Origin of the sequence: Acinetobacter suaedae, from assembly GCF_008630915.1 — a bacterium.
GTDB lineage: Bacteria > Pseudomonadota > Gammaproteobacteria > Pseudomonadales > Moraxellaceae > Acinetobacter > Acinetobacter suaedae.
This window is the reverse complement of record NZ_CP043909.1, coordinates 1,477,447-1,496,600: the sequence shown is the minus strand read 5'-3', so window position 1 is coordinate 1,496,600 and position 19,154 is coordinate 1,477,447. Positions and strand designations below refer to the sequence as shown.

Below are 19,154 nucleotides of genomic sequence, written 5' to 3'. Positions count from 1 at the left end.
AAAAATTCCAACAATATGCTTCATTTTACTTTTTTAGGTACCTCTTCTGGTGTACCCACACTCACACGCAATGTCTCTGGCCTAGCCATCCGTAACAGCAAGAATAAAGACTGGATTTTGGTCGATGCTGGTGAAGGTACCCAGCATCGTATTCAACAGGCGAAACTTGCATTACAAAGCCTAGTTGCCATCTGTATTACCCATGTTCACGGCGATCATTGTTATGGTTTGGTTGGCTTATTGGCCAGTGCAGGTATGAATGCCCGTACTGCACCTTTAACTATTATCGCCCCCAAACAAATTCAACAATGGATTGAAGTTACGGCACAGCTCACGGATTTACATTTGCCCTACCCACTTAACTTTATTGATGTGAATGAAGCGGCTCAAATACAACAAATAACGGATGAACTTTCAATTCAAGCCCATCCATTGAGTCATCGTGTACCCAGTTTTGCATTTAGTATTATTGCTCAAAACACACAAAAGAAATTAGATACACAGGCTTTAATTCAACTCGGCATACCCAAAGGTAAAGCTTGGGGTGACTTACAACAAGGTCAGAACATTCAATTTAATGGGGAAACATTAAAAGCAACTGATTTTATTCAGTTACAAACTAAACGTGTTCATACCATTGTGGGTGGAGATAATAATCGTCCCGAGTTATTGGCACAAGCTTGCCAAGATGCCCAACTCTTAATTCATGAAAGTACCTACACTCAAGCGATTTTAGATAAAGTAGGTTCAGGTCCTATGCATAGTTCAGCAAAGATGGTTGCAGAATTTGCTCAACATCAAAATCTAAGCAATCTGATCCTGACACACTTTAGTCCACGTCATCAGGATAACACTGGGCAGCAAGCGATTGCTGAGGAGGTAAAAACATTCTATACAGGCAATTTTTATTTGGCCCATGATTTCGATCAATTTAGCTTAGATGAAACAGGTCAGCTTACAAAAATTGAAAAATATTAATAAGTCTGCAGTATGTGAGGAGCCTGATAAAATTCACAACAAAATAAATATTTTATAAGATATATTTATATATTATAAGATATAATAAATTTATTAACATTAAGCATAGATCGCAGTTTGAAAGATATTTCAAAAAATCATTTTATTTAATTATCAAGTTCTTATTAATTATTAAAATTAAATTTAAAAAAGTTGGCACAGTCACTGCAATAGTATAAGCACACAACATCATTGGGATCTTGTGAATATCACCTGCCTGCAAACGCTTGGCAGGCAGGTTTAGAAAGGAAAATGAAAATGTCTGTCGTTGAACAAATCAACCAACAAGCTCAATTTGAACAAGAACAGCAACAACGTGCTTATCAAGTACTTCAAAATGAAAACAGCATGCCTGTAAAAATGTGGACCAATGGCGTCCTTGTTGATGACAACTCAAAACAACAATTGCTACAAACAGCTCAAATGCCTTTTATTTATAAATGGATGGCTGTGATGCCAGACGTTCACTTTGGTTTAGGTGCAACGATTGGAAGTGTCATTCCAACCAAAGGTGCGATTATCCCTGCTGCTGTCGGTGTTGATATTGGGTGTGGAATGATGGCAACTCGTACCAGCCTAACTGCTTCAGATCTACCTGATAACTTACATGCTTTACGTACTGAACTTGAACGTTTGATCCCACATGGGATGACCAAAGGCCGAGGACGAGATCGTGGTTCTTGGGAAAATCCACCTGAAATGGTGGATCAAGCTTGGGCAGATTTAGTTGCCGACTTTGAGTTGATTTGTGCCAAGCATCCTCGCCTAAAAAACACCAACAACCGAAAACAGTTAGGAACTTTAGGTACAGGAAATCACTTCGTCGAAGTCTGTTTGGATGAACATGATCATGTTTGGATTATGTTGCACTCAGGTTCTCGTGGTGTGGGTAATGCCATCGGTAATCATTTTATTGAGCTTGCTCGCAAAGATATGCAAAAGCACTTTATTAACTTACCCAACAAAGATTTAGCATATTTAGTCGAAGGAACAGATCATTTTGATGATTACTGGTTTGCTGTAGGTTGGGCACAACGCTTCGCGATGAAAAACCGTGAAATCATGATGCAATCTGCGATTAAAGCCTTAGCAACCATTATCCCGAAACCGTTCCAAGCACGTTTGGAAGCCGTAAACTGCCACCATAACTATGTGGAAAAGGAAGAACATTACGGCGAAGAAGTGATGGTGACCCGTAAAGGCGCTGTAAGTGCCAAACTTGGACAATATGGAATTATCCCAGGTTCAATGGGTGCAAAGTCTTTTATCGTTCGTGGGCTTGGAAATCAGGAATCGTTCTGTTCATGTTCACATGGTGCAGGACGTGTAATGAGCCGTGCTGAAGCAAAACGTCGCTTTACTGTAGAGGATCAGATTGCGCAAACTGAAGGTGTAGAGTGCCGAAAAGATGCGGCTGTGATTGATGAAATTCCATCGGCTTATAAACCGATTGAAGATGTGATGAAAGCACAAAGCGATTTGGTTGAAGTGGTTTATACATTAAGACAAGTTGTTTGTGTTAAGGGGTGATAATGAAAAAGGATTGTTTAGATATTCAGAGCTGTAGAATCAGGGCAAATGAAGAAGCTCATCTCGTTCTACCTGAGCAACCCTATTACATTATTCTCATTGTGGATACTAAGCAAATTCTGCCTGAATGGCGTAATTGGATTTGTGAGCAGATTGTCTATTCAAAACGATGCATTCAGGCAATGGTGACAGGACATGAATGCTCTATTTGGGATGATGTTTTAGACGAGACTTATGTAGCTTTTTATAACAATGAACCGCCAATTAATACCTGTTTTATAACCACTTGGCATGAGAATGAAACTTTAGATGAAGTTATTGAGTTTGCAAAAATCGGTATGCAATTGGAAAGTATTTCAAAATTAGTCATTTTACAGATTGAATAAAAGGTAAATAAAATGAAACTCGCAGAAGCACTTTTACTGCGAAGCGATCAACAAAAAAAGCTCGCTTCATTAAAACAACGGATCAACGCCAATGTATTGGTACAAGATGGCGATGAACCGAGTGAAGACCCAAATGAACTGATCAAACAGGCGTTTGCTTTAACCCAAGAAAGCAATCAACTGATTTGTCGTATTCATTTGACCAATGCGCAAGCAAAACTTGAGGATGGCAAAATATTGCTATCCCTTCTAAGTTCAAGGGATAGTTATACAGAACAGCATAAGATTCTGATTAATGCGATTGCTAATACCCATCGTGAACCCGACCGTTATAGTGCTCGTGAAATCAAGTGGCAGAAGGTTATCCCTGTTTCTAGCTTGCAAAAACAAGCCGATGATATCAGCGCAAAGCTACGCGACTTAAACATCAAAATTCAGGCTGCAAACTGGCAGATTGATTTAATCGAATAAACAAAAAATTTTGTGGATCTAGTTCACAATCATAGTTTGGGCATACTGGGCGAGTACAAGATCCTGCGTCCGCTTGAGGGATTGAAAATAATTCAGGCGGCTATGGCAGCATGTGAGTCATGCATCAATCTTCACTGATTAGGCTCAGCACCATGTACCTAGCAAACCTTTGCTAAAAGCAAAGTCACGCGTTACTTCGCATTACCATGTACTGACAGTATGTTCATTAAATTAGAAAATAAGGAAAATAGAAGTGAATAAAGCTTTGGCAAATATGCCAGCAGCCATCCAAATTGATGGTTCACAAGGTGAAGGTGGTGGGCAGATTTTAAGAACTGCCCTAGCTCTTTCGATGATTACAGGTCAAGCATTTGAATTAATCAACATTCGTGCTGGGCGTAAAAAACCAGGCTTAATGCGTCAGCATTTAGTCTGTGTACAGGCATCTCAACACATCAGCCAAGCGTATGTGGAAGGTGCTGAACTCCATAGCCAGCGATTGTACTTCGCACCACAGCATGTACAGAGTGGAGAATACCAATTCCAGATTGGTTCAGCAGGAAGTACAACACTGGTTTTACAGACGCTATTACCTGCTTTGTTATTGCAAAATGAAGCAAGTGAATTGACTATTTCTGGTGGCACTCACAACCCGCTTGCGCCAACGGCAGATTTTATCGAGCAATGCTTTTTGCCTGCATTAGAAAAACTTGGAATACAGGTCGAGTTTAAGTTAAACAAAGCAGGCTTCTTCCCGATTGGTGCTGGTGAAATTCAAATCAAGATTCAGCCTTGGCAACATCGAAACAAGTTAAGCCTATTAGATCGTGGTACTTTGCAAAGCACTGAGGCTTTTGCAGCAGTACTCAACCTTTCCGAAGAAGCGCAAATCGCACAACGAGAATTAGCCACTTTAAATAAAAGACTGAAATTAGATACTCAGCAGCAATTCCATTTAAATGGAATCAGCCAAGGCAATACAGCGTATGTTAAAGTTGAATATCAACATCACGTTCAGCTATTTACTGCTTTAGGTGAAATGCGCAAAAGTGCAGAACAAATTGCCAATCATTTGGCGAAACAGGTGAAACGATATATTGCTTCTCAAGCTGTAGTAGATGAGTATTTAGCGGATCAGTTGCTATTACCTTTGGCATTGGGGCAAGGTGGTGAATTTACCGCACAATCTATTAGCGAACATACTCGCACTCAAGCCGCGATGATTGAAAAATTTATTGATTGTGAAACTGAATTTATTGAACTAGACAAAAATCTGTTTCAGGTCATTGTCAAAGTTTAAGAAGCTCATGAATGAGCTTCTTTTCTATAAAAATTTATTTTACAGATTCCAGAGCCGTCACCAACAACTTCCAGCATTTCTCTACAGTATCGACTTTAACCCGCTCACCAGGCGCATGCGCCCCTTGAATATCCGGGCCAAAAGACACCATCTGCAAATCAGGATAATGTTCCGCAATAATGCCGCATTCCAAGCCCGCATGAATCACTTTCAAGTTCGGTTCAATTTCAAATGCGCTCTGATAAGCCTGTTGTAAACACTTCAATGCCGCTGAATCTGGATTTGGTGTCCAACCCGACACCAATGGCGTTAACTCAGACTGAATTTCAAAATTGGCAAAGTGCTGTTGGATATTCTGGGCAAATGTTAGTGCTTCTTGGTTCACCATAGAACGAACCATAATTAAAGTCTTCGCCTCATCTTTAGTCAATTTGACCACACCAATATTATTTGAGGTCTCAACCACATCAGCTAAAGCACGACTCCACTGCGCAATGCCATATGGGCACGTTGCCAATGCCTGCAACCAAGCTTGTTGTTGATGCAGCACAATCACTTCATTGATCTGATTGGCATTTTGTTGAAAGGTAATTTGCAGTTGATCATCAATACCTTGTAGTTTTTGTTGCCATTCTTTTTGTACAACTGCAACGGCATTTTCTAATTCTGATAATTGCTCTGCTTTAATTGCAATGGTTGCTACCGCTTCACGTGGGATGGCATTGCGCGCTGTTCCACCGACAAATTCAACCAGTCTGCCATTTGATTGTGTCAAATAATCATTTAAGAAATTGGCTAAAATCACATTGGCATTACCACGACCAAGATGAATATCAACACCAGAGTGACCACCTTTTAAGCCTGACACCAACAAATCTACATAAATTAAATCACTAGGTGCTGTTTGATATTGGATAGGCTGTTGTACTTCAATATCAATACTCCCAGCACAACCAAGATAGAGTTCACCCCATTCTTCGGTATCAATATTAAATAACCATTGCCCCGTTAAAACACCCGATTTAAGCAAACGGGCACCGCTCATTCCCGCTTCTTCATCAATCGTCAAAAGTACTTCAATCGGCCCATGCGCAATATCATCTGATTCTAATACCGCCAACGCCAGTGCAACTCCGATACCATTATCAGCACCCAACGTAGTATTTTCAGCAATCAGCCAACCATCTTTTAATACAGGTCGAATCGGATCTTTAAAAAAGTCATGTTGCGTACCACGATTTGCCTGAGTCACCATATCTAAGTGTCCCTGCAAAATTACACCTGCAACTTGTTCTTTACCAGCTGTGGCAGCTTTTCGAATAATCAGATTACCAATATCATCGACATAGGTTTCTAGGTTGCACTGTTCCGCCCAATCTTTGAGATGCTGTCGTAATTGTTGTTCATGTTTTGATGGTCGAGGAATTGTGCACAAAGTCTCAAAATGTCGCCAAACCACTTGGGGAGATAATTTAGAAAAATCGACCTGTATCATGCACATATACTCTCAAATAAAGCGTTTAAACAAATATACACCATACACCGAAACGGTCATGATGTTAAATCACTTCATTTAAGATGACATATTGAAAACTAACTTAACTTTTCCATACAAATTTAGAAAAACTATGTTCAGCTTTTAAACTATTTTCAACAGCTTGGGCCAATTGACGGATAATGCTTTGTGTCTCAATCTTTTCAAACCAAGCTTGTTCTTGTTGAGGATTTGCTGTGATCTCACACAAAATATGACCTTCCGAATCTTGCTGTGAACATAGAATAGAAAGTGGCAACTGGTGATTGTCGATACAAACTTCAATTTTTTCATGTTCATGACGCATATGCTGGGCATCAAAACCGTATTGTTCTAATTGTTTATATAATAATGCAGCCACATATTCTTGGGTGATATAGCATTCATTAGGTGGATGATCAATTAACCCATGTTTAGGGCAATCCGCTATAAATTGCAATGTTTTCATGGTATTCCCTCTATTTTTATGTTCTTAGCTGGATCACAGCTTAAAACCGACTCGTACGGTATGAATTATTATATATACAATTGTGTTTTATTGATTAGCCGATTGTCTTACTTCTTTTATTAAATTGATAAATTTCGACCTGATTAGATATGTACATCCTTTGATCGTTCATCTAATAAATTAAACTAAGTAATTTATACCCAGTTTAACCATTAGATTTAAAGTAAAAAATAGATTAAATACCACGCCAATCCACACGTGCATTACGCTCAGTTGAATAAATGCGTTGAACATATTGTCCAAGTGGAAGATCTAACAAATAGTCATAATATTCTTTTAACTCTCCACCAAATTGATCAACATCATCATTTTCCAACTCCCAAGGAGTTCCCTTCATCACCAATAATGGCGCGAGCATTGAACAAACTGAAATATCAGCCAACCCTAAACGATCACCAACGAGATAACGACCTTGATTGTCGATCAAACGTTGATTTAATTCAGTAATCAACTCTGTCATACGCACTTTGGAATGGGCGACTTTTTCTGGATTTAACTGGTAGTTTGAAGCCACCAGACTTTTAAGAATTGGCTTTGAAAATTTCTCAAATTGACGCAAATAACCTTGTTCACCCATCATAATTTCAAGCGGATGATCACTAGTGGAAAGCGCTTGTGCCAATGACCAACGACGCACATGAACACCCAATTCATTTGCAAGCTTGTCTATCTCAATGGCTTGTTCACGTAATTGTTCATCACGCCGTAGCAAAGCATGCTCAGGATAAGTACTATCAAGGTACAGAGCGATTTGCGTTGAATCTGCAATCCACTGCTTATCATCCTTCAACATCGGCAAATAATTTTGCCCTGATTTTAAATAAGTAAACGCACGATGAAAACCTGGAATTAAATTATGAGCAACATAGTCCAATTCTTTATGATCTAACAACCAGCGAGCTTTTTCACAATAATGAGATAAAGGAAATTGGTATAAAACCCGCATAAACACTCCAAATTTATTTTTCTATTCGATCAAACATAAGCTTTTTGATACTTTAGAAGTAAAAGTGAATGATTACAATGTCGTTTTTGCTCTATCTTTTTTAAATTTTGGCTAAAAATATTTATATGTTTTTAAGGTGAAAATATTCATATACTTCATAAAAGCATAGACCTTAAGAATTAAGAAAACGTCTTAAAGAGTTAAATATTTGTTTTACCATTAAATTCCATATTACTTTTTATGTGCTTTTTCTCAAAAAAAATGCTTAATAATTATTATGATATCTAAGTCAAAACTTCTAATTTAGTTGAAAAGTAATTTTTATGTAAAGTCCCTCTTGTCTATTAGAGGTGTTTACATGTCCAGTAATCCATCAGTGATCCAAACTCCAGTACAACTGATTTTAAATGATCAGCAGGCCATCAATGCCGCCTATCAAGTTGCTGACTTTGCATTAGAAGAACGAAATAAACGAGATCAAAATCGTATTTTGCCAACGGAACAAATTCATCTGTTGAGTCAAAAGGGCTTAGGCGGTATTCGTATTCCAAAACAATATGGAGGTGCTTTTGTCTCCAATAAAACCTTAGCTCATGTGTTTCGTATTTTAAGTAAAGCCGATGCCAATGTCGGACAGATTCCTCAAAACCAATTCGGGCTACTCAATTTTATCAATATCACCGGTTCAGATGCTCAAAAGCAGTTTATCTATACTGAAGTACTTGCGGGTAAACGGATTGCCAATGGAGGACCTGAAAAAAATTCCAAAGATACTAAAGCCATTCAAACCACTTTAACTTTGGAAAATGGTCAATACCTTTTAAACGGAGAAAAATTTTACTCAACAGGAACCAGCTTTGCAGATTGGCTAGCCATCCGTGCCTTACATCCAGACGGTTATACCGTATTGACGATCATTGACCGACATGCTGTGGGCGTAGAAGTGATTAATGATTGGAATGGCTTTGGTCAACGTACTACAGCCAGTGGAACGGTAAAGCTACACAACGTCGTCGCTAATCCAGCCCTATTTTTTGACGAGCGCATTATTGCCGACACCCCAAATGTGCGTGGTGCTTATTCTCAACTGTTGCAGGTTGCGATTGATGTTGGCATTGCTGAGGCTGCCTTTGATGACACCTTGTCTAGCATTCGTAAAGCACGTCCAATTATTGATGCAGGTGTAGAAAAGGCCAGTGAAGAACATTACACCCTACAAGAAGTCGGCAAACTCAATATCCTGCTCGATGCAGCCATTTTATTGTTGGATGAGGCAGCAGAATATCTGGATGAACTTGATCAACTTACTGAGATTTCTGCCGAGCAAGCCGCACGCGCCTCTATTTTAGTGGCAGAAGCAAAAATCTATGCCAATGATGCTGCCCTGCATATCTCAGAAAAATTACTCGAACTTGGTGGAAGCCGTGCCAGCCTAAGCCAACATAATCTTGATCAACATTGGCGCAATGCTCGCGTACATACCTTACACGATCCTGTGCGTTGGAAATTCCATGCCATTGGTGACTATTACCTCAATGGTACACCCCCTGCCCGCCATGCCTGGATTTAAGGAGCACATCATCATGACCTCATATCAAGAATTACAAGGTTTTGCCAAGCCCCATTTAAAAGCGGCACATATCATTCAAAGCGATGCAGAAGCATTGGAGATTGCCACACAACTCAGTCAGCAATTTAAACAATCTGCGGTTGAACGTGATGCCAATCGGGACTTACCCTTTACAGAAATCGAAGCTTATAGCCAGTCAGGTTTATGGGCGATTACTGTACCTAAGCAGTATGGGGGTGCAGAGGTTTCCAGTCTCACCGTTGCCAAAGTAATTGCCCTGTTTAGCGGTGCGGATGGTTCCATCGGTCAGATTCCACAAAACCATTTTTATGCACTGGAAGTATTACGTAATACCGGTACCGAATCACAAAAGCAGCGTCTCTATCAGGAAGTGTTACAAGGTGCACGGTTTGGTAATGCGCTGGCGGAATTTAAAACCCGTACCTCAGCTCATAAACAAAGCACCCTAATCCCAAGCGAAAACGGTTATCTGATTCAGGGGGAAAAGTTTTATTGCACGGGTAGCCTGTTTGCCCATCGTATTCCAACCTTAGTGGTGGATGAATCTGGACGCGAATTTCTGGCTTTTGTGCAGCGCGACAGTCAAGGTTTGGAGCTGATTGATGACTGGTCTGGTTTTGGTCAACGTACTACAGGCAGCGGCACAGTCAAGTTTAATCAAGTCTTCGTTGCCAAAGAGGATGTGATTCCGTTTGATACCGCCTTTAAACAATTGTCTTTGGTCGGCCCATTTGCTCAAATCATGCATGCCGCAATTGAAGTCGGGATTGCCCGTGCTGCTTTTGAGGAAACACTGGAGCGTGTGCGTGTCGCCCGCCCTTGGATTGATGCCAATATTGATTCCGCTACTCAAGATCCCTTAACCATGTCTGAGCTTGGTCGTGTGGCAACCGATGTTAAAGCCAGCGAACTTTTACTTAAACAGGCAGCTCGATCTGTTGATGCTGCCAAACAGGATCTCAATCCAGAAAACTTAGCCAAAGCCTCAATTGATGTGGCAAAAGTACGTGCGCATAGTACTGAAACCGCCTTAAAGGCATCTTCTAAACTGATTGAACTGGCTGGTAGTCGTGGTAGTCAACGTGCCGATGGGCTGGACCGTCACTGGCGTAATGCGCGTGTACACACCTTGCATGATGCGGCACGCTGGAAATATTACTTCATCGGTAATTATGTGTTGAATGGCATTCTGCCTCCACGTCGGGGGACATTGTAATGACGCAAACGACTGCAAAGAAAATTTTACTGAACGCCTTTGATATGAACTGTGTCGGTCATATCAATCATGGCCTATGGACACATCCGCGTGATCAATCACATCGCTTTAATGAGCTGAACTATTGGACTGAATTGGCACAGACCTTGGAACAAGGTCTGTTTGATGGCCTATTCCTCGCCGATATTACGGGTGTGTATGATGTCTATCAGAATGGCATCGAGCTGACCCTGAAAGAGTCAATTCAACTGCCAAGCCATGACCCGTCTACCCTGATTTCAGCCATGGCTTTGGTGACCCAGAATTTGAGTTTTGGCGTCACGGTCAATCTCAGCTATGAGCAGCCTTATCAATTTGCACGGCGTTTTGCCAGTCTCGATCATTTAACCCAAGGTCGTCTCGGCTGGAATATTGTTACGGGTTATCTGGACAGTGCTGAACGCCTGATTGGGCAAAAAGGCTTAAAAGATCATGATGCGCGCTATGATCAAGCCGAGGAGTTTTTACAGCTTTGCTATAAATATTGGGAAGGTTCCTGGGAAAATGACGCCTTAAAGAAAGATAAGCAACAGCGTGTTTTTACTGACCCCAATAAAGTCCACTCGATCAATCATCAAGGGAAATATTACCAAAGCCAAGGGGTATTTCAAGTTGCGCCTTCGGTTCAACGTACGCCAACACTTTTCCAAGCTGGTGCTTCACCGAAAGGACTACAATTTGCTACGCGCCATGCCGAATGTATTTTTATTGGTGGTGATCAACCCGAAAAGATTCGTCAGCAAGTCAATAAAATACGACTACAAGCACAGCAACAAGGTCGAGATGAAGATGCAATTAAAATCTTTGTCGGCATTACTGTGGTCGTGGCTGAAACACATGAACTTGCCCAGCAAAAACTGGCTGAATACCGTCAGTATGCCAGCCCTGAGGCCGGACTGGCCCATTATGCCAGCTCAGTCGGAATTGATCTTGCCAAGTTTGCAGATGATGAAGCGATTCCGTATCAAAAGAGCAATAGTATTGCTTCCGTCAATGAGAAATTTAAAGAACAGCGCATCAGCAAAAATGATCTAAAAGCCCAACATGTGCTGGGTGGACGTTATCCCCTGATTGTAGGGAGTGGTGTTGAAGTTGCGGAATACCTGATTGATCTGCTTGATCAGACCGGTATTGATGGTTTTAACCTGACCCGTACGGTTGCACCTGAATCACACCATGATTTTATTCGACTGGTGATCCCTGAGTTACAGCAACGTGGACGTTATAAAACTGAATATGCCACAGGTTCACTGCGGAACAAACTGTTTGCCCAAGGCGATCTTTTAACTGCAAGCCATCCTGCTGATCAATTCCGATGTAGAACGCATAACAACACAGATACCCTAAAAATAATTGAAGAAATTAGTGCTTAACATTAAAGAAAAAATTGGAGAAATATATGGCTCAAACAGCCTCTAAAAAATGGCTCGGTATTGGCCTGGTCGTTGTTGTTGCGATTATTGCCTTACTGATCTGGAATAAACACAGACAAAGCAGTAATAGTGAACTGGTGATTGGAATAAGTCCTTCTTTTGCTCATCCGCTTCAAGTCGCAGCGGATGAAGCCAAACAGCAAGGTCTCAAGGTGAAATTAGTAGAGTTTTCTGATTGGAACACGCCTAACATTACGCTTAGTCATGGCGATATCGATGCCAACTTTTTCCAGCATCAGCCCTTTTTGGATAATGCCATTAAAGAAACTGGCTTTAAATTAAAATCCTTTGCTGCAGGTGCAGCGTCGCATGTTGGACTGTATTCAAAAAAATATAAAAGTTTTGATGAACTGCCAAATGGCGCTACTGTTGCCATTCCTAATGATCCCGTCAATCAAGGGCGCGCACTACTCCTTTTACAGCAAGCCAAGTTAATTGAACTGAAAGACAGTAACAATCATCTTTCTGCACTGAAAGACATTACCGCAAATCCGAAGAACCTGAAATTTACTGAAGTTGAAGGCCCGCAAACTGCACGTGCAATTGACGATGTTGATCTCGCGTTTGGTTATCCGCATTACTTACGTTTAGCCAAAACGGCTGATCCTGAAAGTGCCTTGTTGTTTGATGACAACACCAATAAGCGTTATGCGATTTTATTTGTAGTGCGTGATGACTATCAGGACAAAGACAACAAGCTACAGAAATTTGTCGAGATTTACCAAAACTCGCCAAAAGTGAAAGCGGCTTTGGATAGCGATTTCGGTCCGTCACTGTGGTTCCCAGGTTGGAAATAAGGAGAACGATGATGGTGAGTTTTGGTTCACAAGTCGATTTTTCAGTTCCACATCTGAAAATACGTGGTTTAAATAAGTTTTATGATGTACAGGGCCAACGCTTACATGCCTTAAGGGACATTCACCTCGATATTCCCAAAGCACAGATTGTTGGGATTATTGGGAAAAGCGGTGCAGGTAAATCCTCCCTACTGCGCACCTTAAATGGCTTAGAGTCGATTGATACAGGCAGTATTCTAATTCATCAGCAAAATATTGCTGAACTCAGCCATGCCGAGTTAATCAAAACTCGGCAGAAAATTGGCATGATTTTTCAGCATTTTAATTTAATGTCTGCCAAAACGGTGTGGGAAAATGTGGCTCTACCATTACGGATCGCAGCTTATGACAAGACTGAGATTGAGCAACGGGTCAGTGATGTCCTGACGCTGGTAGGTTTAGATGCAAAGCGACATGATTATCCCTCTCAACTGTCTGGAGGACAGAAGCAACGTGTCGGTATCGCACGTGCTTTGGTGTCGCAACCTGAAATCCTGCTATGTGATGAAGCCACTTCTGCACTCGACCCAGAAAGTACCGCAAATATTTTGGCTTTGCTGAAACAGATTAACCAGGACCTTGGTCTAACCATTGTTTTGATCACCCATGAAATGCAGGTCATCCAGGAAATTTGTGATCAGGTGGTCGTAATTGATCAGGGTGAAATCGTTGAGTCCGGGCAGGTCTGGTCGGTATTTTCCAATCCGCAACAACAGATCACACAGGAATTACTCAATTTTGAACAGGTGGATCTACCTTTTGAACTTAGCCCAACCATTCTGCCTCAGAGTACCCATCAGCTTTTAAAACTGAAATATGTCAGTGAATCTAAATCGGTGCTTGATTTATATGAATTATTGGATGGCTTTAATAGCCCAGTTCAGGTGTATTACAGTCAAATTCATAGCATCCAACAGCGAACCATCGGCTCATTGATCATCGGGATTCGCAATCTGGAATTTGATCTAAAACAATCACAATTCAAAAAGCACTATGCAATAACACAACTTGAGGTGATCGGTTATGTACAATCAACTCATTGATCTGTTACTGACAGGTACTACCGATACCTTAATTATGGTCGGCGTTTCTGCGATTCTCTCCTTTTTGATTGGTTTGCCGATTGCCTTGATTTTGGTCAGCACCGCCGATTTTGGCATTTATCCATCCAAGAAAATCAATCAGTCCTTAGGCTGGGTGATTAATATTACCCGCTCTGTGCCCTTCCTGATTTTAATGGTGGCTTTAATCCCATTTACACGCTGGATTGTCGGGACCAGTTATGGGGTCTTAGCAGCAATTGTGCCTTTGACCATCGCTGCAATTCCCTTCTTTGCCCGTATTGCAGAAGTCAGTTTACGTGAAGTCGATCAAGGACTGATTGAAGCAGCACAGGCGATGGGCTGTAATCGCAAGCAGATTCTTTGGCATGTATTACTTCCTGAAGCTTTGCCGGGAATTGTTGCAGGTTTTACCGTGACTATTGTCACCATGATCAGCTCTTCTGCGATTGCCGGTGCAATAGGTGCAGGCGGTCTAGGCGATATTGCCTATCGTTATGGCTACCAGCGTTTTGATATGCAAGTGATGCTTGCTGTGATTTTAGTGCTGATTGTTTTGGTCATGTTGGTACAAACTACAGGTGATCATATTGCCAAACAGCTGGATAAGCGCAAAGTTTAAGCCAAAACAGATCATCCACTCTAGCCATGACTTTGTCATGGCTTTCATGTAAAATCAGCAGCAATTTTTATATAACACATTTGTGAGTGGTTTCATGGGTTTTAATTGCGGTATTGTTGGTCTACCAAACGTAGGTAAATCTACATTATTTAATGCATTAACAAAGGCAGCAATTGCTGCTGAAAACTTTCCGTTCTGTACCATTGAACCTAATACAGGGATTGTTCCTGTTCCAGATCCACGATTAGACAAACTTACAGCAATTGTAAAGCCTCAACGTGTTCTTCCAACAACTATGGAGTTTGTTGATATCGCAGGTTTAGTTGCTGGTGCATCTAAAGGTGAAGGTTTGGGTAACCAATTCCTTGCCAATATCCGTGAAACAGATGCAATTGCACACGTTGTTCGTTGTTTCGAAGATGAAAACGTGATTCATGTGAATGGTAAAATTGATCCATTAGACGACATCGCAACCATCAATACTGAACTTGCACTTGCTGACCTTGATACTGTCGCAAAAGCATTATTACGCTTAACCAAAGCAGCAAAAGGTGGCGATAAAGAAGCTATCGCAACCAAAGCTGCTTTAGAGAAAATTCAACCTTTACTTGATGAAGGTAAACCAGCACGTGCTGCTGATCTTTCTGATGACGAACGTAAAGCCATCCGTGGTTTTGGCTTAATGACACTTAAACCAACTATGTATATTGCCAACGTTGCAGAAGATGGTTTTGAGAACAACCCACACCTTGACGCAGTAAAAAAACTTGCTGCTGAAGAAAATGCAATTGTTGTACCGCTTTGCAACCAAATCGAAGCTGAAATTTCTTTACTTGAAGATGAAGACCGTGCTGAATTCTTAGAAGCGATGGGTATGGAAGAACCAGGTTTAAACGTCGTAATTCGTGCGGGTTATAGTTTGCTTGGCTTGCAGACTTACTTCACTGCGGGCGTACAAGAAGTTCGTGCTTGGACAGTTAAAGTTGGTGCAACTGCACCTCAAGCAGCTGGTGTGATTCACACTGACTTCGAAAAAGGCTTTATTCGTGCTGAATGTATTTCTTACGATGACTTCATCCAATACAATGGTGAAAACGGCGCGAAAGAAGCAGGTAAGTGGCGTTTAGAAGGTAAAACCTATGTTGTTCAAGATGGTGACGTTTTACACTTCCGCTTTAATGTATAATTTCTAATTAATTTTCTCCAAACCGCCAATTTGAATTATTGGCGGTTTTTTTATTTTTCACTACAATTGTTAAAAAACAGTTCTTGTTTTCATATCCATTGCTGCACGTTTCATTTTTGCCTCTTTTAAAATGCGCTCATGCAAGGACTTACGGAATCCGAGTAAAAAAACAAACTCTGCCAACACAAATAATGGTCCAATTGCTAAACCAATCAGATCATCAACAAACGCAGGTTTTTTCTTCTCAAAATAATGTCCAACGAATTGAAATACCCAACCCACAACAAAAATACCAGCACTTGCACCTAACCAAGTCCACATCGGCAATGAAGCTATTTTTACAGCTAGTGGATATGCCACTATGAATAAAATCAGCATCAGAACACCAAACAACTTATCTAATGTAATATAGTAAATGCTGCTTAATCCAATCAACAGCATCGCTAAAGTAATTGAAAAACCAGAGATGTCCAGACTTGCTCGTGCAGTCAAACATAAGATTGAAAAAACAATCAGTGGAATACCTACAAAATGAGTCACAATATTACTACGATCTAGATGATAAGCCGCATATTGGCTAAGTTGACGCTCCAAATTTGTCATTTCGCATTCCTCATATTATTTCTATATGTTATTAATCTATAAGAAATCAAAAAACCAAGTTGTCAAATAGCTGACAAATGGATCTAGATTTTCGAGAAAGGAATCGCCGTGTTAGACCCAATTTACATTCATCATTTGCTGCAAAACTCTTGGTATCAAAACTTAGCTGAGCCATTTCAGCACTTTATTCTTGCACATGGTAAAAGACTTACCATAGAGAAAAATGCCGCAGTGTTTAATGCTAAAGATATATTTGATGGCGTTTACGGTGTGCTTGAAGGTTCAATTAGCTTGGGGTACATCGATGTCAACGGCAATGAGGCAATCGCTGCAATTGCAGAGCCTATTATGTGGTTTGGTGAAATCTCTTTAATCGATAACCAACCACGATCGCATGATGCAATTGCACTGAAAAAAAGTGTTGTTCTTCAAATTCCTGCGCAACCGCTTAACGAGTTTTTATTGCAAAATCCTTATTATTGGTATTACTTTGCCTTGCTTACCAGCCAAAAACTACGCTATGTGTTTCTAGAGCAGATTGCCATCCAAACCCAAAGTATCAGCCAACGGCTCGCTCAACGCTTATTATTTATACTAGAGGGTTATGGCAATCGCTCATCTATCCAAGATCTGAATATTCAAGTATCTCAGGATCAACTTGCAAATATGTTAACAGTTTCAAGACAAACGGTAAATCAAGAACTTAACCACTTCGAAAAACAAGGCGTGATTCAATTGGGCTTCAAAAAAATACAGGTGATTGATTTAAATAAATTAAAAATTTTATCCAAAATAGGTAGGTTGAATAATTAAAGCCTGTGTGATCATCGGGTTAAAACAAGATGATTACACAGGCTAAAAACATATCATCCAATGTCATCAGTACATTGGCATTAATTTAAAATTTATTTAAATGGCGGCTCAAGATGAATACCCATTTTCCCGACACGCTTTTCCCAAAGTTGTCGTGCCAATTTCTGCATATCCTCAACTTTGTCACCTTCATCAAGGATTTCAATTCCTAAGAGCGTCTCAACAACATCTTCTAAGGTCACTACTCCTTTGGTATCCCCATATTCTCCAACGACCAATGCAATATGCTGCCGCTTTTCCAATAAGATTTCCATTAACCTAGATAAAGGAGTCTTTGCCATAACCGTAATCAACTCTCGGCGAAAATCAGAAATTGAACGCCCCTCTTCCCCTTTATTTTTTGCAACTAACAAATCTTCGCGTAAAACAAAACCGACTACGCTATCCAGATCATTTTCATAAATCGGTAAGCGAGAAAAATTAGAAATCGTTGGTATCGCAAGCGCTTCATCAACTGTTAAATCTTTTTGTAGAGCCGAAACAACAATTCTTGGTGTCATCACTGTACTTGCATCAAAAGACTTGAATAAAAAGAGATTTCTAATAATTTTAGACTCTCGATCATTCAACATTCCTTCTTCCTTACCGATACCAGCCATCGCGACAAACTCATCACGACTGAATTGTTGCGCTTTTTTATCACCAGAAATCAGTTTAGTTAACTTTTCTGAGACAACAATTAATGGATACATAATTTTGATGAGGAAATTGACATAAACTCCTGTAAAAGAAGCCAATTGGCGCCAATATACAGCACCGAGTGTTTTAGGAATAATTTCTGAAAGGAAAAGGATCAGTAAAGTCATGACTGCGGAGAAAACGCCAAACCAGACTTGGCCAAATACCGAAATCGCCTTTGCACCAGCACCAATCGCACCAACGGTATGTGCTATCGTATTTACGGTTAGAATCGCAGCTAGAGATTGATCTATATTATCTTCTTTTAATCTTCTTAGCTGTTCAGCTTTTTTAGGACTTGTATCCTTTAAACCAGCGATATAACTTGGTGTAATACTAAGTAAAGTTGCTTCAGCAATCGAGCATAGAAACGAAAAAAATAATGCTAAAACAACATATAATAATAAAAGTAACGCATCACCACTGAGGGCAGAAGTAAAAGAAATTTGTCCAAAAAATTCTGAAATTAAACTGGGAGTATCCATATGAGAACTTGGCTTTTAACCACAGGTTCCTTATACAATTGAGGAAATTTATCCTACGTTCTCCCTCGCTTTGAGTCAATCTTTTCAGCAATGTATCAAGACTATTTCTTTACAACTTATGACCTTAAGCTATCGCAGTTTATTTAGGCGAAGTATTCCCTAATGCTGGATTATCAATTGCTCCCTTACACTGAGCCTTATCTCGCTCATAGTCAGCTTGCTTTTGAGTCACACTGTTAGCATTAGCGATTACATCTCTAGCCCAGCTATCTAAACTAGTAAGGGCTTTACGACACAATGCATATTTTCCTTCAGTAACCGAATCGGTCATCTTGACATTGATTCGCCAATCAGTACTCAATTGGCGCAGCGGCTTTCTTACTTTTTCTTCTATTTCATCGATTTTCTTGTCATAAACAAGTGGATCAATCTCATTGATTAATTGCCAAGCCGCATTTGCGTATGCAGTTGCATCATTTGTCAGTTTCGGCGCAGGTTTGATCTCAACCTTTTTTTCAGGTTCATTACTCCCATTACCACATGCGATAAGTAATAAAGGTGCACATAACACCATTGCTCTGAGACAGGTTTTTGTCTTTAACATCTGAAAATAATCATTGAAACTTTTGTGACTTATGCTAGTCAATTTAGAAATAATTCTCAATCCTTGTTACTCATTTATCAAACTGACAAACATATGAATTATCAAACTAAGTTTGTCGTGTACACGCTTATTCTCTATAATTTTATCCGTTCAATCCTCTTCTTTATTCAATGATTCCTTTATCATTCACAATAGATGAAGCGCAAAAAGTAGAGAAATCATCATGAAAAATCTT

Annotated in this window: 19 protein-coding genes; 13 read left to right on the top strand and 6 right to left on the bottom strand. The window is 40.2% G+C overall.

The genetic code is table 11. The annotated features are described in order from the left end of the window. Nucleotides 1-15: 15 nt before the first annotated feature. From F2A31_RS06990 to rtcA, 5 genes are all read left to right on the top strand, one after another. A complete protein-coding gene (locus tag F2A31_RS06990) occupies nt 16-978 on the top strand; it encodes a ribonuclease Z (RefSeq protein WP_171490565.1) in 963 nt (320 codons plus the stop codon). A gap of 297 nt (nt 979-1,275) precedes the next feature. Beyond that, nucleotides 1,276-2,547 carry an RtcB family protein gene (locus F2A31_RS06985; protein ID WP_150025770.1) on the top strand — a complete coding sequence of 424 codons (1,272 nt, stop codon included), beginning with the start codon at nt 1,276-1,278 and terminating at the stop codon, nt 2,545-2,547. Between the two features lie 2 nt (nt 2,548-2,549). Beyond that, a complete protein-coding gene (locus F2A31_RS06980) occupies nt 2,550-2,933 on the top strand; it encodes a DUF7684 family protein (protein ID WP_150025769.1) in 384 nt (127 codons plus the stop codon). Between the two features lie 12 nt (nt 2,934-2,945). Continuing rightward, a complete protein-coding gene (locus tag F2A31_RS06975) occupies nt 2,946-3,404 on the top strand; it encodes a DIP1984 family protein (RefSeq protein ID WP_150025768.1) in 459 nt (152 codons plus the stop codon). 253 nt (nt 3,405-3,657) lie between these two features. Further along, the gene (rtcA, locus tag F2A31_RS06970) at nt 3,658-4,704 is read left to right on the top strand and encodes an RNA 3'-terminal phosphate cyclase (protein ID WP_150025767.1); all 1,047 of its coding nucleotides are present in this window, start codon (nt 3,658-3,660) and stop codon (nt 4,702-4,704) included. A gap of 34 nt (nt 4,705-4,738) precedes the next feature. On the opposite strand, the gene F2A31_RS06965 is transcribed toward rtcA, so the two are convergent. From F2A31_RS06965 to F2A31_RS06955, 3 genes are all read right to left on the bottom strand, one after another. Next, nucleotides 4,739-6,199 carry an aminoacyl-histidine dipeptidase gene (locus F2A31_RS06965; RefSeq protein ID WP_150025766.1) on the bottom strand — a complete coding sequence of 487 codons (1,461 nt, stop codon included), beginning with the start codon at nt 6,197-6,199 and terminating at the stop codon, nt 4,739-4,741. Between the two features lie 103 nt (nt 6,200-6,302). Continuing rightward, the gene (locus F2A31_RS06960) at nt 6,303-6,686 is read right to left on the bottom strand and encodes a hypothetical protein (protein WP_150025765.1); all 384 of its coding nucleotides are present in this window, start codon (nt 6,684-6,686) and stop codon (nt 6,303-6,305) included. Between the two features lie 235 nt (nt 6,687-6,921). After that, nucleotides 6,922-7,692, bottom strand: a complete 771-nt coding sequence (locus tag F2A31_RS06955; protein ID WP_150025764.1) for a glutathione S-transferase family protein — start codon at nt 7,690-7,692, stop codon at nt 6,922-6,924. A gap of 358 nt (nt 7,693-8,050) precedes the next feature. Between F2A31_RS06955 and F2A31_RS06950 the strand changes: the two genes are divergently transcribed. From F2A31_RS06950 to ychF, 7 genes are all read left to right on the top strand, one after another. Next, a complete protein-coding gene (locus tag F2A31_RS06950) occupies nt 8,051-9,262 on the top strand; it encodes an SfnB family sulfur acquisition oxidoreductase (protein WP_150025763.1) in 1,212 nt (403 codons plus the stop codon). Between the two features lie 13 nt (nt 9,263-9,275). Beyond that, entirely contained in the window at nt 9,276-10,499 is a 1,224-nt protein-coding gene (locus tag F2A31_RS06945; RefSeq protein WP_150025762.1) for an SfnB family sulfur acquisition oxidoreductase, read from the top strand. Then, nucleotides 10,499-11,911: an LLM class flavin-dependent oxidoreductase gene (locus F2A31_RS06940; RefSeq protein WP_150025761.1), complete on the top strand. Its 1,413-nt coding sequence runs from the start codon at nt 10,499-10,501 to the stop codon at nt 11,909-11,911. The genes F2A31_RS06945 and F2A31_RS06940 overlap by 1 nt, the downstream gene beginning before the upstream one ends. A 26-nt stretch (nt 11,912-11,937) precedes the next feature. Then, the gene (locus F2A31_RS06935) at nt 11,938-12,768 is read left to right on the top strand and encodes a MetQ/NlpA family ABC transporter substrate-binding protein (protein ID WP_150025760.1); all 831 of its coding nucleotides are present in this window, start codon (nt 11,938-11,940) and stop codon (nt 12,766-12,768) included. Nucleotides 12,769-12,779: 11 nt separating this feature from the next. Then, the gene (locus F2A31_RS06930; protein WP_150027701.1) at nt 12,780-13,850 is read left to right on the top strand and encodes a methionine ABC transporter ATP-binding protein; all 1,071 of its coding nucleotides are present in this window, start codon (nt 12,780-12,782) and stop codon (nt 13,848-13,850) included. Next, the gene (locus F2A31_RS06925) at nt 13,831-14,490 is read left to right on the top strand and encodes a methionine ABC transporter permease (RefSeq protein WP_150025759.1); all 660 of its coding nucleotides are present in this window, start codon (nt 13,831-13,833) and stop codon (nt 14,488-14,490) included. The genes F2A31_RS06930 and F2A31_RS06925 overlap by 20 nt, the downstream gene beginning before the upstream one ends. A gap of 94 nt (nt 14,491-14,584) precedes the next feature. Further along, nucleotides 14,585-15,676, top strand: coding sequence for a redox-regulated ATPase YchF (gene ychF, locus F2A31_RS06920; protein WP_150025758.1), 1,092 nt, complete (start codon nt 14,585-14,587; stop codon nt 15,674-15,676). A gap of 69 nt (nt 15,677-15,745) precedes the next feature. Here the strand turns inward: ychF and F2A31_RS06915 are convergent, their stop codons facing one another. Further along, a complete protein-coding gene (locus tag F2A31_RS06915; protein WP_150025757.1) occupies nt 15,746-16,279 on the bottom strand; it encodes an Mpo1 family 2-hydroxy fatty acid dioxygenase in 534 nt (177 codons plus the stop codon). Nucleotides 16,280-16,387: 108 nt separating this feature from the next. Here F2A31_RS06915 and F2A31_RS06910 point away from each other — a divergent pair, with 108 nt between their 5' ends. Further along, a complete protein-coding gene (locus F2A31_RS06910; protein WP_150025756.1) occupies nt 16,388-17,092 on the top strand; it encodes a Crp/Fnr family transcriptional regulator in 705 nt (234 codons plus the stop codon). Between the two features lie 92 nt (nt 17,093-17,184). Here the strand turns inward: F2A31_RS06910 and F2A31_RS06905 are convergent, their stop codons facing one another. Both F2A31_RS06905 and F2A31_RS06900 read right to left on the bottom strand, forming a co-directional pair. Beyond that, complete coding sequence (locus F2A31_RS06905) at nt 17,185-18,315, bottom strand: CNNM domain-containing protein (RefSeq protein WP_150025755.1); 1,131 nt, start codon at nt 18,313-18,315, stop codon at nt 17,185-17,187. Between the two features lie 139 nt (nt 18,316-18,454). Further along, complete coding sequence (locus F2A31_RS06900; RefSeq protein WP_150025754.1) at nt 18,455-18,919, bottom strand: hypothetical protein; 465 nt, start codon at nt 18,917-18,919, stop codon at nt 18,455-18,457. Nucleotides 18,920-19,154: the final 235 nt, after the last annotated feature.